This window comes from Reyranella sp. (assembly GCF_052439685.1).
In the GTDB taxonomy this organism is placed as follows: domain Bacteria; phylum Pseudomonadota; class Alphaproteobacteria; order Reyranellales; family Reyranellaceae; genus Reyranella.
Genome location: NZ_JBQVQG010000029.1, coordinates 30363 through 45771, shown reverse-complemented (window position 1 = coordinate 45771; position 15409 = coordinate 30363). Strand labels below are relative to the sequence as shown.

Annotated in this window: 14 protein-coding genes; all 14 read right to left on the bottom strand. The window is 65.0% G+C overall.

What is annotated here, in order from left to right; translation table 11 throughout:
* Positions 1-11: 11 nt before the first annotated feature.
* Positions 12-1919 (bottom strand): AsmA family protein, encoded by a 1908-nt coding sequence (locus tag ACT6UX_RS25435; protein ID WP_444777950.1) that lies wholly within the window; start codon positions 1917-1919, stop codon positions 12-14.
* A 71-nt stretch (positions 1920-1990) separates the two neighbouring features.
* Positions 1991-2380, bottom strand: coding sequence for a DUF4345 domain-containing protein (locus ACT6UX_RS25430; RefSeq protein ID WP_444777949.1), 390 nt, complete (start codon positions 2378-2380; stop codon positions 1991-1993).
* 91 nt (positions 2381-2471) lie between these two features.
* Complete coding sequence (locus tag ACT6UX_RS25425) at positions 2472-3452, bottom strand: Bug family tripartite tricarboxylate transporter substrate binding protein (protein WP_444777948.1); 981 nt, start codon at positions 3450-3452, stop codon at positions 2472-2474.
* A 277-nt stretch (positions 3453-3729) separates the two neighbouring features.
* Positions 3730-4767, bottom strand: a complete 1038-nt coding sequence (locus ACT6UX_RS25420; protein ID WP_444777947.1) for a D-cysteine desulfhydrase — start codon at positions 4765-4767, stop codon at positions 3730-3732.
* A 60-nt stretch (positions 4768-4827) separates the two neighbouring features.
* Positions 4828-5349: a superoxide dismutase family protein gene (locus ACT6UX_RS25415; protein WP_444777946.1), complete on the bottom strand. Its 522-nt coding sequence runs from the start codon at positions 5347-5349 to the stop codon at positions 4828-4830.
* Between the two features lie 33 nt (positions 5350-5382).
* Complete coding sequence (locus ACT6UX_RS25410) at positions 5383-6255, bottom strand: SDR family oxidoreductase (protein ID WP_444777945.1); 873 nt, start codon at positions 6253-6255, stop codon at positions 5383-5385.
* Between the two features lie 28 nt (positions 6256-6283).
* Positions 6284-6913, bottom strand: coding sequence for a hypothetical protein (locus tag ACT6UX_RS25405; protein ID WP_444777944.1), 630 nt, complete (start codon positions 6911-6913; stop codon positions 6284-6286).
* On the bottom strand, positions 6910-8580 hold the full coding sequence (locus ACT6UX_RS25400) for a transporter substrate-binding domain-containing protein (RefSeq protein WP_444777943.1): 1671 nt from the start codon (positions 8578-8580) through the stop codon (positions 6910-6912). The genes ACT6UX_RS25405 and ACT6UX_RS25400 overlap by 4 nt, the downstream gene beginning before the upstream one ends.
* 1 nt (position 8581) lies before the next feature.
* Positions 8582-9277, bottom strand: coding sequence for a methyltransferase domain-containing protein (locus ACT6UX_RS25395; protein WP_444777942.1), 696 nt, complete (start codon positions 9275-9277; stop codon positions 8582-8584).
* Positions 9278-9280: 3 nt separating this feature from the next.
* Complete coding sequence (locus ACT6UX_RS25390; protein ID WP_444777941.1) at positions 9281-11371, bottom strand: adenylate/guanylate cyclase domain-containing protein; 2091 nt, start codon at positions 11369-11371, stop codon at positions 9281-9283.
* A gap of 112 nt (positions 11372-11483) precedes the next feature.
* The gene (locus ACT6UX_RS25385) at positions 11484-12878 is read right to left on the bottom strand and encodes an amidase (RefSeq protein ID WP_444777940.1); all 1395 of its coding nucleotides are present in this window, start codon (positions 12876-12878) and stop codon (positions 11484-11486) included.
* Positions 12879-12888: 10 nt separating this feature from the next.
* Positions 12889-13347: a GNAT family N-acetyltransferase gene (locus ACT6UX_RS25380; RefSeq protein ID WP_444777939.1), complete on the bottom strand. Its 459-nt coding sequence runs from the start codon at positions 13345-13347 to the stop codon at positions 12889-12891.
* A gap of 4 nt (positions 13348-13351) precedes the next feature.
* A complete protein-coding gene (locus ACT6UX_RS25375) occupies positions 13352-13558 on the bottom strand; it encodes a cold-shock protein (RefSeq protein ID WP_444777938.1) in 207 nt (68 codons plus the stop codon).
* 214 nt (positions 13559-13772) lie between these two features.
* Entirely contained in the window at positions 13773-15284 is a 1512-nt protein-coding gene (locus tag ACT6UX_RS25370) for a UxaA family hydrolase (RefSeq protein ID WP_444777937.1), read from the bottom strand.
* Positions 15285-15409 lie beyond the last annotated feature (125 nt).

Genomic DNA, 15409 nt, shown 5'->3' with positions numbered 1-15409 from the left:
ATGTGCGCGCCTCAGGGGGCCGAAAGCATCTCCTGGGCGAGGCCCGCGCACGGCACGTCCTTGGCGTTTCCGAAGACCGGCGTGGGGATCGGGATCACGCGCGCGAGCGAAATCTGCGGGGCGCGCAGCTTGCCTTCGATCATGACTGCACCGTGAAGGTCGAGGAGATCGAAGCTCTTGGGATCGGCGTCGATCTCCGCCTTGAGCGCCTGGCTCTTCAGCGAAAGCTGGCCCTTCACACGCAGGACGGATTTCTGTGTATCGAGCAGGGTGCGGTCGAAGACGACGTTGCCCTGCTGGAAATTCAGCCGTCCCACCGCACACTTGATCGGAATGCGATTATCGCCCGTCACATACAGCACAAGCGCATCGAATACCTGCAGCCCGGCGAGACTGACCATCAGGCTGCTGACCGAGCCGCCGCCCAGCGCGAACGCCATGTAGCCGTTGGCCGATCCCATGACATTTGCGAGTGAACGGCCAGTGCCGGCCAGCGCCACGCGCCCTTGGATCCTGCCCTGCGTCGCATCGAAGTAGCGCGACTGGCGGAAGAAGTTCTTCAACTCGATGTCGGTCGCCCTGAGATTGGCCGTCATCTTCGGGTTCTCGGTACGCGCATCGATGCCCATTTCCCCTGCGATGGTCCCCCCGCCCATCACCGACAGCGTGAGCGGCTTGACCGTGACGTTGCCATCCTGGATGAGGACGCGGAAAGCCAGTGCCTGGACCGGCAACCAGGGCGGCGAGATGACCCTCTTGGCGTCCAGGGTCACGTCCATGTTCATCGCGCGCAACTTCTCGACGTGCAGCGGAACATTTGGGAAGAGATCGCCCGATGCTTCGAGCTGCGCTTGTGTCTGAGCCTGCTTGGCGGACACATTTGTCTTGCGCGCGGGCGTCGCGCCCACCAGCGGCGCCAAGTCCTCGAAGACGAGCTTCTGCGATATGAGCTTGGCGGTCAGAAACGCGGGCTTTCGGCGCTCATCGATCGCGACTTCGCCCGTCAGATCGCTTTCCCCAACCCGCCATTTGGATTGGACGAACTTCCAAAGGCCGATCTCGCGTTCCAGCTTGCCCGCAATCGTGTATGGCGGCGTTGGCGGTCCCGGAATGCCCAGAAGCGGGTAGATATCGGACAGGTTGGGGCCGGAGAGCGTGAGGTCGACATTGGCGCCCGTCCACTTGAAGGGATCCTGGACAGTCCCTTTCATCTTCAGTTTGGTCGCTCCAAAAGATACGTTGAGGTCGAGCGGATACAGCTGATCCGTGTCGCGCAGCATCAGCACCGAGCCGCCGACGAAGCGGATCTCCAGCGGCTGCCCCTCGAGCTTACCCTTTAGGGACAGTTCGGCCGCGTCCTCGGCCTTGCCGGTCGCCGTCGAAACCGTGCCATCGAGTTCCAGCTTCCGCTTGGGATCGCGGTAACCCAGCGTGCCCTCGCTTATCTCCAACCTTCCGATCACCGGCGCATCGAAGCGGCTGTCGGGTTCGAGCGCCTTGGCCGCGCCCGTGACGACCGGAGTCTCGTCCATGCTCCAGTTCAGCTGTTCCTTGTCGCCCCGCTCGACCTGAACCTCGGGCCTGCGCAGCACGAGACGGGGCAGGACGACGTTACCGCCCAGCAGGGGCCACAGGCGTATGTCGAAATCGACCTGGTCGACCTTGAGCATGTAGGGCGCCTTGCCCCATTCGGCATTGGCGACTTCGATACCTTCCAGCTTCACATTCGTGGTCCGGCCCCACTGGACGGCCACCTTGGCAATCTGTGTCTTGCGGCCGGTGAGATCACTGGCGCGGGCTTCCAACTGGCCGCGCAGATAATCAGACGTCGCAACGAAATAGATCGTGCCGGCGGCGATCAACAGGAGACCGAGGAAGATGCCGGCCGTCCAGCCGAGAATCTTGGCGGCACGTTTCATCCACCCGAAACGTCACGAGCCCGCTACGGTTGCAGCACCGATGCCCAGGACCGGACCGTACTCCCTCGCATTCACTCCCGCGGCGCCAGTCGCGACTGCCAGAAGCATAACAAGGGCGTGACCGCCAGTTCCATCGCCAGCGCACCTGCCACCGGAAGCGACAACGGATCGCCCAGCATTACGCCCAGCAGGCGGCAGACGCCGCCGATCACGACGACGACCGTCAGCACACGGATACGCGCAGTCCGCCGCTCGATGCCAGGGATTGACGCCCAGAAGACAAGCCCGATGGCGAGCAACAAACCCGACAAATAGCGGCCATGGTTCAGTTGCGAACCCACCGCCCCCGCAAGGGGTTGAAACACGCCCCACAAGCCCGCAACGACCGGCACGATTCCGGCTACAGCAAAGCTCACCTGTGCGGCGCGCTTCGACACGAGCGACGTGTCACTGTCACTCATCCAGCCCAACCCTTTCCCGACTTCTGGCCGGCTCCTCTCTGTACGAAGGAACCGGCCAACACGATCATCGGGCCGGAATGGATCAGCGGTCTCAATCGCCAGCCGCGATATTTCTTTCCCTGGCGATGCCCGCGAAGGTGTCGACCGTGCGGTCGAACAGCTGACCGAAACCCCTGCCGTCCAGCCCAACCGGATCGAAGCCGAGATCGGCGAGGCGCGCGATCACGGCCTTGTCCTGCAGGACGGCCAACACAGCGGCATGGAAGCGCTCGGTTACAGCAGCGGGCGTTCCCTTGGGCGCCAGCAGACCCTGCCATGTCGTCTGCACGAAACCCGGCGCGATCGTCTCGGCGGCCGTGGGCACGTCGGCGAACACCCTGGACCGCTGCTCACTGGTGATGGCCAGTGCCACGAGGCGCCCGCCGCGCGCCTGCGGGGCGCCCGCCGCAAAGGTGACGACACCGGCATCGATGTTGCCCGCGATCAGGTCCTGCAGCAGCGGGCCGCCCCCGCGATACGGCACGTGCGTGACGCGCAGATCGCCCGCCGCCCGCAGCAGCAGTTCGCTCGTGAGATGCTGGCTGCTGCCGAGGCCCGGCACACCGACGTTCAGCTTGCCGGGATTGGCTTTCGCCACCGCGGCGAAGGCCTGCGCGATCGCGAGGCCCGAACGTGGATGGGTGAACAGCCCCTGCGGCCCCGAGATGGCGAGTGTCACCGGCTGGAAGGCCGGATAGAGCGCTGGCGTGCCGGCGACGGGCAGCGCCTCCGTCGCCGCGAACGTGTCGTTGACGAGGAGGATCGTGTAGCCGTCGGACTGGGCGCGCGAGGCGCTGAGTGTCCCGACCCTGCCGGCACTGCCGCCGACATTCTCCACGATCACAGTCTGGCCGAGCTGGGCACTGAGCGGCGCCTGGATGACGCGGGCGAAGGCATCGACGCCACCGCCCGGCGGCCACGGCACGACGATCTTCACGGCGCGGCTGGGATAGGTCGTTTGGGCGCTCGCCGCGAGAGGCGCGGCAAGGGTGACGCCGGCAAAGCCGGCCATCAGGTGACGTCGTTTGAGCATGACTTCTCCGTTCGCCCCCGCGGATGCGGAGCGTTGGCTTCGATGAAAGGTTTCGGGATCAGGCGGTGTCGCGCGTCAGCGTCGACACGAAGGGCTGAATGATCGGGAGAGCATGCGACGAAACTGGCCGCCGCCCCGCTTCGGGTCAATGAAACGGGTTCGTCGATCTGCGGCGTGACGGCGGACGAAACTTCTGCGCGGCCCATGGCGCGCAGGAAGCATTGCGCGATGACCGCAATGCCTCGTCAAAATGCGGCGCGGAAACGCGCCGCGGGGATCAGTCGGCGAGCTGGGTGCGTCCCAGGACCACGTCCTCGTAGACGTGCAGCGACGGCAGGCCGCCGGTATGGATGAACAGCACCTTGGCGCCCGGCTTGAAGTGACCCTGGCGTGCCAGGCCGATCAGGCCGGCCATGATCTTTCCGGTATAGACCGGATCGAGCAGGATGCCCTCGGTGCGGGCCAGCATCTGGACCGCCTCGACCATCTTCTTGTTCGGCACCGAATACTTGGGCTGCCAGAAGCCGCCGAAGCTCTTCACCGCCGACGCCGGCACCTTGATGTCGAGGCCCAGCAGGTCGATGACCGCCTGCGCTTCCTTGACGACCAGCGGCTCCTGGTCGGCGGGATCGCGGCTGACGCCGACACCGATCAGCGGCACCTTGATGTTATTGCCGAGGAAGCCCGCGACCATGCCGCCATGGGTGCCCGAACTGCCCGAGCCCACCACCACGGCGTCGGGCGAGAACCCCATGTCGAGCCACTGGACCTGCATCTCCTGCACACAGGCGACGTAGCCCAGGCCGCCGATGGCGTTGGAGCCGCCACCAGGAATCACATAGGCCTTGCGGCCGAGCGACGCGACTTCCTGCGCCACCTTCGACATCGCCTCGGCCATGTTGGTGCCACCGGGAACGACCGTGATTGCCTCGACGCCCATCAGTTCGAACATGAAGTTGTTGCCGCCGGCTTCCTTCTTGTATGAGCCTGGCACGCGCTCCTCGATCACGAAGCGGCACTTGAGCCCCTCCTTGACCGCGGCCGAGAGCGTGATGCGGCAATGGTTGGACTGAGGTGCACCGCAGGTGACGAGCGTGTCGCAGCCCTGGGCGAGCGCATCGCCCGCCAGGAACTCGAGCTTGCGGGTCTTGTTGCCGCCGGGGAACAGACCCAGCATGTCGTCGCGCTTGATCCAGACCTCGGGGCCGGCGCCGCCCGGGCAGCTGGCGGCGAGGGCCTTGGTGAAGTGCGGCAGGCGTTCGATGGGCGTGGGCGCGTTGGTGTAGATGCGACGCGGGAAACGGGACAGGTCCATTCAATCAGCTCCAGCTAGGTAAACGCGCCCTCGCCCGCTGTCGCGGACGAAGTCTTCAGGTCACTCCGTGATGACACCGCAAACGATGCGGTCGCCCGCATTGCCGGTGGGGTCGGTCTTGTAGTCGTCCGGCCCGGCATGAATGATGATCGCCGAGCCGTCGGCATCGAACACCGAGTTGGGTTGTCCCTTGACCAGCGAGATCATGTTATTGGCAACGTCGATCCTCAGTTCGCCGTTGGCCGGGATGTACAGGTTGGGCATGTCGCCCGCATGAGAACCTTCGGCGGCCTCCATCCCATGCTTCTTGGCGGCGGGATTGAAATGACCGCCGGCGCTGGTAAACGGCGCCTCGCACTTGCCGACCGCGTGGACATGGAACGCATGCTCGCCGGGCGCCACGCCCTTCAGCGACATCTTGAGCAGCACGCCGTGCGGCGTCTGGAGGAGCTGGACGGTGCCGACATCCTTGCCTGTCGCGTCCTTCAGAGACGCCTTCGCGGTCTGGGCCTGGGCGGCAAAGGAGAAGGCGGCGACTCCGGTTGCAGCGAGCAGGCTGCACAGCACTGGGGCGATACGCATCGGTTCCTCCGTCGTTGGGGTTGGGACCTCACCCTACTCCAGGACCTTCGGCGGCCGGTAGAGCGGAAAGCCATTGAAGGGCTTCGAATTGTCGTGATCCGGAACCTGATAGAAGGTCGATTTGCCGTAGTTGTGCAATCCGCCGTCGATCCTCAGCGTGGCGCCGGTGACGTAGGCCGCCGCGTCGCTCAGGAGATAGACGATGGCGCCCGCGATCTCTGATTCCGTGCCATGGCGTTTGGCGGGAATACGGTCCTTCACCGAACGCAGCGCCTCGTGGGCGCGTTCGGGATAGCGGTCGAAGCCCGACGAGGCGATGAAACCCGGGATGACCGAGTTCACGCGCACGCCCGAATGCGCCCATTCGATCGAGGCGCTGTAGGTGAAGTTGGTCTGGCCGGCGCGCGCCGCGCCATTGTGGGCCATGCCGGGATTGCCCAGTTCGAAGTCGGCGCCGACATTCACGATGACACCGCCATGCACTTCCATCGAGGCGAGATAGACAGCCTTGGACACGAGGAAGGTCGCAGTCATGTTGTTGGCGACCACGGCGTTCCAGCCGTTCAGCGAGATGTCCTTGAGGGGCGCGGGAAACTGGCCGCCGGCATTGTTCACCAGGCCGTCGATGCGACCACTCCACGACATCACCCCATCGATCGCGGCCTTGACCTCTTCTTCGCGGCGCAGGTCCGCCGAGTGGATGAAGGTCTCGGGATCTCCCAGCTCTTCCTTGACCCGCTCGAGCTTCTCCATCGTGCGACCGACGAGAGCCACGCGTGCACCCAGCGATTTCAGTTCATGGGCGGTACAGCGGCCGATGCCGGAGCCGCCACCGGTGACGATGATGGTCTTGCCGGAGAAGAGACCCGGCCGGAACACCGAGTCGTAACGCACGCTGCCTGTCATCTCCCCCTCCCGCGCTTCGATGTGGAGACTATCCCTCGCGGGTGCGCAGCGCGAGGCGGCCGAGATGGCGTTGCAGCAGGCGCATCAGCGCGAAGCCGGCCTGCAGGGTGACGCCGAAACACAGGATGCCGATGGCGAACAGGACCATCTTGTCGCCGAGCGTCGGCATCAGCTCGGCCTCGCGCAGGATGACCGCGATCCCCTCGGGCACGCCGATGGCCGCGCCGGCACTGGAGGACATGACGAGCACGAAGAAGGCGCGGGTCACGTTGGGCAGGAACAGCAAGGCTCCCAGCGGCGAGCCGTCTCGCAGCTGCCGCAACGCCTCGCCGCCATTGTCGGCGACATAGGCTGCGGCATAGGGCACGAGCGACAGCGCGACCGTCATGATGCCCGACGGCGCCACGTGGACACCGAACAGGGTCGCGTCGGACGGGATGATGTTCAGCAGGAAGAACATGACCACGAAGGTCGGCGCCGCCCGCATCAGGCCGATCAGGGGCGTGGCGACCGCGCCGCGCACGCCGCCCGCCAGCTTCGCCAGTGTCAGCACACCGCCGACCGCGAGACCGATTAGCAGCGCGATCGCGGCGATCTCGAAATTGACCACCATGCCGGCCAGCAGCTGCGGCACGAAATCGGGAGAGATCTTGCTCATGCCGTCACCATCTGCCGGCGTTCGAGCCAGATTCGCAGTTTGTCGCACAGCCAGACCACGACCATGACCACACAGACATAGAAGACGAGCAGCAGCGAATAGGTGCTGGCCCGCCCGCTGGCGAAGGAGGTGATGTCGGTAAGCGCGCTCAGGAGCTCGGGCGCGCCAATGAAGCTCGCGATCGGCGTACCCTTCGCGGCATTGACCAGGAAGGACACGATCTGGGTGGCCGAGCGGCTGACCGCGCGACCGAACAGTTCGACGGTGGGCACCGGCGGCCCTCCCCGCTCCGTCCGAAGCGTGTGCATTGCCTCACCGATGGCCTGCCCCGCATTGGCGCCGTTCATCAGGCCGAGCGCCACGATGGCCGCGCCGATCGCCACGGCCGAGGAATAGGGAAAGAGCGCCAGCGCGACGGCGGCAGAGATGACGAGGGTGAGCACGACTGGCGAGGATTGCAGGACGATCGTGAGCGCACGGGCTGGCCAGCGCAGCAGGAGGGAATGCGCGCTCTGCAGGGCCCCCAGCACCATGGCGAACAACAGCGTCGCTCCAAGGGCGCCTACCACCAGGACCAGCGAATTCGCGATGCCCGCCGTGAACAGCTGCCAGGCCGGCATGGTCTTGAACATGGGGAACTGGACGCTGATGCCGGTGTGCGTTTGCAGCCATGTCTCGAAGGCGGTCACCTGGCCGGCGAACGGCGTAGGCTCCAGAACCGCGCTCAGCGCCGGCAGGACGCAGGCCGGGTTGCTGCTTCCGGCATCGGTGTTGCAGTCGGGGCGGTTCCAGACCGCACGCTGGAGCTCGAGAAAGCCGAGACCGATGCGGTTATGCTTCGCCACCTCGATGAAGATGCCGTCGCGATGGAATATCTGGCTCATCAGGTCGAGCGCGCGCGCCAGACGATCGCTGCCGGTCAATGCGACGGCCATGCCCCAGGGAAGCTGAGCGAAGCCGAATTTCCTGTCGTAGGCCTTCGCGAACGCCGGGTCCGTGAAGTAGTAGTCGAAGAAGCTGTCGTCCTGCGCCGCCAGCACACAGGTCTCGTCGCGCAACCTGTCTGGCAGCACCCCCGCCTCATCGAACAGCATCAGGCGAGCATTGTGCGAGACGATCTGGGCGTTTGAGCCATTGCCGATCGACACACAGATCGTGCGGCTGGCGATGTCGGGCCATTCCCTGATGTTGAGACCCTTCGGTCCGACGATGATCGTTTCCGATCGGTAGTAATGCGGCCGGATGAAGCGAACCTGGCCGTCACGCTGGGTGTTGTGGCCCATGGTCGCAATGGTGAGGTCGATTTTATCGTCGGCGAGCAGGGGAATGCGGCTCGCGGCATTGACGCGCGTGAAGGCCGGCTCGACGCCGAGATGCTTGGCGATCTCGCGCGCCACATCGACGTCGTAGCCCAAGCGGACCTGACCCTCGCGGGTCCCGAACAGCGGATAGTATTCACGCACGCCCACACGGATTTTGTCGTCACAGAAGATGCGGACCAGCCGGTCGAGGCCGGGCTGCTCGCAGGCACCCGGGACCGCAGCGGCGGCGCGCGCCTCTTCGATCAGCTTGGCCAGGGCCGCATCGGGAGTCTCGGCGCGCACCGGCAGACCGGCGGACACGAGGAACAATGCGAACACGATGAACAGAACGCGACGCAGGGCCATTTCAGCCTCGCGCGCCAGCGGCGGCGATTTCGACGATGTGCATGTCGGCGAAGGCATGTGGTCCGTAGCGATGGATGGAGCGACCCTCCTCCGCGCGCAGAATGGAAGGTGTCATCAGATCGATCTTTTCGTTGGCGATATGGACCAGGACGGTACTCACGATGTGAAGTGCGAGACCGTAGCGTTCTAGAATGCGGCGCGAGTGCCCGACGCCGACGAAGGCATTGTGGGTGATGAGAGCACGGCCATTGACTGCCAGATGATCCGACAGACCCTCGAGGAACGGATCGAGCAGCTCGCGGCCGTCTATGCCGCCGGAGCTCCAGGTCGACAGCCGTCCAGCCACTTCGAAATGATCCATCGGAAAGTGCGGCAGGTTGGCGACGATCAGGTCGAAGCGCCGTCCCGCCACCGGCCGCCACATGTCGCCACGATGGATCTCCGCCTCGTGGCCGAGGTCCCGCAGAAGCGCACGCCCGGTAGCGATGGCCTCGTCCTCGATGTCCACCCCGCAGAGGGAGGCGGCACCGAGGCAGCCAAGCACGGCCAGGACCACGCCGCTGCCGCAGCCGATTTCGAGCGCGCGGACGCCGCACACGCGGCTCGGCTCCGCGCGAAGCGCCTGCACCAGCGCAGCCGTATATTCACTCGGCCGCAATGCCGCGACCGCCGGAGAGGGCTTGCGGGCCTCGAACATCGATCAGCGCGACATCTGCAGCGGAACGAGTCGCGAGGGATCGATTGTACCCAAACGGTTCGCCATCGCACGCGCCACCGGATCGCCGGGGTATTCCACCAGGATTTCCTGGTAGCGCGCCAGCGCCGTCGCATAGTCCTCGGCGACCATCGCGCTATAGGCGCTGCGGGTCAGCATGCAGAGGCGCACGGCTGTCTCATCCGGTTCGAACTCTGGGCCGATCCCGTAGGCGCCAACCAGCTCGTAGATCGGCACTTTCGAGCGGCGGCCTTTCACGGTGACATCGTCGACCGGCCGCACGCAAAGCCGCTCGCCGGCCTCCTTGAAGACGGCATGGCTGATGCAGATGCCCGTGCCGTACTCCTTGTTGATGCCTTCCAGGCGCGCCGCGATGTTCACGCCGTCCCCCATGACGGTATAGCTCATGCGCTCCTTCGAGCCGATATTGCCGACCAATACCGCGTCACTGTGGATGCCGATGCGGACGTTCAGCGGCTTCTTGCCGTCCGCCTCCCAGGTGGCGTTCAGATCCTTCATGCCCTCGCGGATTCGCAAGGCCGCGAAGCAGGACCTCTGCGCGTGGTCTTCCAGCAGGGCCGGCGCTCCCCAGAAGGCCATGACGCCGTCGCCGATGAACTTGTCGATCGTACCATGCTCCATGTTCACGGCATGAGTCACCACCCCGAGATAGGCAGAGACGCGCAGCAGCAGCTCCTGCGAGGGCACTTCCTCCGACATGGTCGAGAAACCCTCGAGATCCGAGAAGAAGATCGTGAGGAAGCGGCTGTGGCCACCCAGCACCAGCCTCTGCTCCGAGTCGAGGAGCTGGCGCACGAGGCCCACGGGCACGAAGGCGGCAAACGACTTCACCGCGGAGTCGAGGGTGTCTATGGCGCGCGCGAGGACCGCAACCTCGCGGATCGGCGACTTCAGCGGCGGAAGATTGTCGCCTTCCAAATCCTGGATCTTCGTCACCTTGAGAGCGAGCCGCTCCAGCGGAGTCGAGACGACGCTGGACAGGAAATAGATGATGCAGATCTGGACGACGATGGCGATCGCGCCGAACAGGGCCAAGCGCTTGTTCTGCTCGTCGAACGCACTGGTGAAGTCGGCGAGCGGCGTTATGACGAAGAGCTGCCACTTCTTGCCAAACTCGGGCGGAAGAGTCGCAAGCCTCGCGACATAGTTCCGTCCGCCGTGCGCGAAGGAGAACATCTTCTCGTTGCCGCGCGGCCTGAAACTGAACGCGATCGCCGGCAATTCATCGCCGAGCGACGTAATGTGCTGCAGTTCGACCCTGCCATTGTGACTGGCATAGGTCCTGACGCGCTCGGAATTGGCGATGACCCGGCCCTGATGGTCGAGGATGTAGGACTGCGTGCCCGGGCTGATCTTGCGCTCGGCGAGATAGTTGGAGAGCCCGTCGAGCGTGATGTCGGCGGCCGCGACGCCGCGCAACGTACCGTCGACATAGAACGGTGCACCGACGGTGAAACCGACGAGCCCGAGGGTCGCAAAGACGTCCACGTCGCTGACCGACAGCTCGCGCGTCTGCTGCGCCGTACGGTACCACAGCCGTGCACGCGGATCGTAGGAAGTGGTCTGCTCGGAGATTCCCAGTTCATTCCGCTCCGCGTCGAGGAACAGATAGTGGTCGACGGGAGCCGCCCCGCGCTGCGGCGCGATCCATCGGTCGGCATAACGCGTTCCCGGAGGCGGGAGCTTGCCCTGAATCTCGACGGCTGGATCGATCTGCCGGGCCTGGCGAAAGGAGCCGTCGTTCAGGCCGACATACATGCTGATGATGCGGTCGCTGTGCTGCAGGATGCTGAAGAGATACTTCAGCGAGCGGTTCTCCTCGAAGAAGCCGGGCTGTTCCGCGCCGATTGCGGCGGCGCTGCGGACCAGCGACTTGATGGGGTCGAACAGGTGCTGGATATTCTCGATCGCCTCGACGCTGAACCGTCCGATCAGCTCGTCTGCATTATCGCGCGCGATCTTCTCGTTCGAGACGTAGTTCACCGCCACGATCGCGAAGAAGACAGGCACCGTCAGCAGGATGAACAGCGTGAGGATGCTGGGACGCAGCCGCAAATTTTTCGCGAAGGGGCTTGGCATTGCGCGGCTGAAACTTCCTGGGACAGGGCGATAGAAACACTATAAATGAAAGGAGATTCAGCGTCCACGCGCCCCGCCCAGGTCACCGCTACAGCGGCGGCCGCCTTATATGCCAGTCGGTCTCCCGCTGATAGGCGTGTCCCGCCGCGAGAATGGCACCTTCCTCGAAGCCTCTCGCCACGATCTGAAAGCCCACCGGCACGCCATCGGCGCTCATACCGCCGGGAAGGGTCAACGTCGGATGGCCGCTGAGATCGAAAGGTGCCGTGTAACGCAAACGTCCCGCGACAGCTTCCAGATCGCGCCCGGCCGCCTGCAGGGCCTCGGTCGACCACACGGCCCTAGCCATCACCGGCATCAAGAGCAGATCGACCGATGCGAGCAGGCGATTGAGTTCGCCGGTGAGTGCCGCCCGGCGCAACTGCATGCGGGCGAGGTCCATCGCCGAGAGGCGCCGTCCCTGGTCGAGCAGTCCAGCCAGGACCGGGCCGTATTCCGAGGCTCGCGATGGATAGGTGCTGTCATGGGCGAGGGCCGCCTCGACGCCGCACAAGGGCACCCAGTCGCGCGCGCCCTGGTCGAAGCCGTCGGGCAGCTTCACGTCGACGATTGCGGCACCCGCCTTCTGCAGCACATCGACGGCGCCATCGAGGGCGCGTCCCGCATCCTCGTCGAGCCCGTGCAGGTTGGAGGGCAAGCCGATACGCCAGCCGCGCACGCCCTGATCGATCGACGCGGCATAGTCGGGAACCGGCAGGCCGACAGACGTCGGATCGTCCGGATCGAGACCCGCGATCACGCCGAGCATGATCGCGGCGTCGAGGGCGCTGCGGGCCATCGGGCCGACATGGTCGAGAGACTCCGCCAGCGGGAAGACGCCGGCGCGGCTCACGCGCCCCCAGGTGGGCTTCAGCCCCGACAGGCCGTTCATGGTCGAGGGGAAGCGGATGGACCCGCCGGTGTCGGAGCCGAGCGACGCAAAGCACAGGCCGGCGGCGGTGGCGGCCCCGGACCCCGAGGAGGACGAACCCGTCCAGTAGGCAGCGTTCCAGGGATTGAGGGGCGCGGGGATGCTGGGATGATGCGCGCCGTAGGCCCCCTCGGTCATCTGCAGCTTGCCGAGGATCACCGCTCCCGCCTGCTTGAGACGGGCAACGACCGTCGCATCGCGCGATGGAACGTTGTCGCGATGGATCGCCATGCCGGCCGCCGTCGGGACGCCCTCAGTATTGCAGAGATCCTTGATTGCGATCGGCACGCCATGCAGCGGCCCGCGCGAGGTGCCGGCGGCGGATTCGGCATCCAGTCCGGCAGCATCCGCGAGGGCGCGGTCGGCCGTGACGGTCGCGTAGCTCCGGAGTCGCGGATCGACCTCGTCGACGCGGTCGAGGATCGAGCGGGTCAGTTCGACCGACGAGAGCTTTCGGGCCTTCAGTCGGCGTGCGACCTCGTCGAGCGACAGATAATGCAGGTCGGCTGGCATGCGGACTCCCTCACAGCGACTTCTCCATGACCTGGATATGTTCGCCGCGATAGTCGCGCCGCTCAAGCGCCGTCCAGCCCAGCCGCTCATAGAGCGCGGCGGCTGACGTCGTGAAAAGATACAGACGATCGTATCCGGTTCGTCGCGCCGCTGCCTCAACCGCGCTCACGAGCGCTGAGGCGATCCCTCGCTGGCGATGCTTCGCCGGCACATAGACACTTGCGAGCCAGGGATTGCGTGGGTCGCCTTCGAGACCGTCGAAGATCAGCGAGGCGGTACCGACGATGCCACCGTCGTCATCAATGGCGACAAAGGCGATCGGCACCCGATCGACATTCATCTTCCTCAATACCTTGGCCCGACGCTGGTCGAGCGTCTGGCCAGGATCGAGATGCCCCCACTCGTCGAAGCCCCAGACGGAAACCTGCTCGGCCAGATCGGGACGTTCGACGAGGGGAACTATTCTCATGCCGTCAGTCGGCCGTCTTGAGGTTTACCGCCGCCGAACGGCCGCGCTCCGTTGCGATCTCGTAGTCGATCTTCTGACCTTCGTTGAGGCCGTTCAGGCCCGAGCGCTCCACAGCGCTGATATGGACGAACACGTCCTTGCCGCCGTCGCTCGGCTGGATGAATCCAAAACCCTTCGTGGCGTTGAACCACTTGACGGTGCCTGTAGCCATGTCTCTCTCCTCGGCAGTTGAACGAGCAAGCAAATGCGCGCTGGCGGAGCGCTCGCTGCTACCGCCTTCGACAACCTGGAATTTGGGGTGAAAGCTCGCGGAATAATCCGGGGCCGCGGCAGGCCGGGCCGACAAAGCATGGCCAAGTTCGGAGTCGTAGGATCGCATATGAAGGACGCAACGTGCCCGCTTCAAATTGGCTCCCGAGGATCTTCTACATTGTTGCGCCAATCTTCCACGGCTCGAACTCGTCGTCCCCGATACCGAGAATTTCAGACTTGGTTTTCTGGCCCGAGGCCGTGGCGAGAATAAGGTCGAAGATGCGACGGCCGCTTTCCTGGATCGTCTCTTCGCCATCGACGATCGTTCCGCAGTTGATGTCCATGTCGTCAGTCATGCGTCGATAGAGGGAGCTATTCGTCGCAAGCTTGAGCGAAGGCGTCGGCTTGCAGCCGAACACGCTGCCGCGCCCCGTCGTGAAGCAGAGAACATTGGCGCCGCCCGCGACCTGCCCTGTCGCGGACACTGGATCGTAGCCGGGCGAGTCCATGTAGACGAACCCCTTCGCAGTGATCGGCTCGGCATATTTGTAGACGTCGACCAGGTTCGTCGTGCCGCCCTTGGCCACCGCACCCAGGGATTTCTCGAGAATCGTCGTCAGACCACCCGCCTTGTTGCCGGGCGACGGATTGTTGTTCATCTCGCCGCCGGTGCGGGCGCAGTGATCCTCCCACCAGCGGATGCGCTCCACGATCTTCTCGCCGACCTCGCGGCTGACCGCGCGCCGGGTCAACAGATGCTCCGCGCCATAGATTTCAGGAGTTTCCGAAAGAACCGCTGTCCCCCCGTTGCGTACCAGAAGATCGACCGCCGCCCCGAGCGCCGGATTGGCCGAGATGCCCGAATAGCCGTCGGACCCGCCGCACTGCAGCGCGAGGATGAGTTCGCTCGCCGGAATCGGCTCACGCTTCACGTCGTTCGCTTCGGGCAGGACCTCCTTCAGAAAATCCACGGCCCGCATCACCGTCCTGGAGACGCCCCCCTCGTCCTGGATCGCCAGGGGAATGAGCTTCGGCCCTTCCTTGAGCCCCTCGGCCGTCATCAGGCCGGAGATCTGATTGGTTTCGCAGCCAAGGCCGAGCACCACAACCGCTGCCATATTGGGATGGCGGACATACCCCGCGAGGGTCCGGCGCAGCACGTCCATCTCGAGGCCCGACGCCGCCATGCCGCAGCCACCCCCATGCGTCAGCGGCACGACTCCGTCGATGTTCGCAAATTCCGCCAGCGCGGGTGCGAGCTTGGAAGCGATCATGCGGCTGGTCGCGGCCGAACAGTTCACTGTCGTCACGATGCCGATGTAATTGCGCGTCGCCACCCGCCCGTCTTGCCGACGATACCCTTGGAAGGTCGCCGGCGGCACGATGAAGTCGGTCGGGTGTGCGTCAGCGCAGAAGGCATAGTCCCGCTCGAAGTCGCCCATGACGCAGTTATGCGTGTGAATGTGCGTGCCGGGCGGCAGGTCTTCCGTCGCGAACCCGATGATCTGATTGTACTTGCGCAGCGGCTCGCCCGCCTTCACCGCCCTCGTGAGAATCTTGTGACCAGGCGGCACGCGCGTGGCCGCCGCGACGTCTCCCTCGACAGCCGTGCCAGGCAGGATGTCCATGCGCGCCACGACGACGTTGTCGGCGGGATGCAGTCGAATGGTGAGCGGGGCCGTCATCTCAATCTCCTCCGGGTCGTCGCGCTCCGGCGACATTCCTCGTCAGACCTTAGTACGGCGTCGGCGCACGGCAACTGCTTACTGTTCGTCGCAGGAGCGGCGCCAGCCTGCAATCGTCCGCGGGG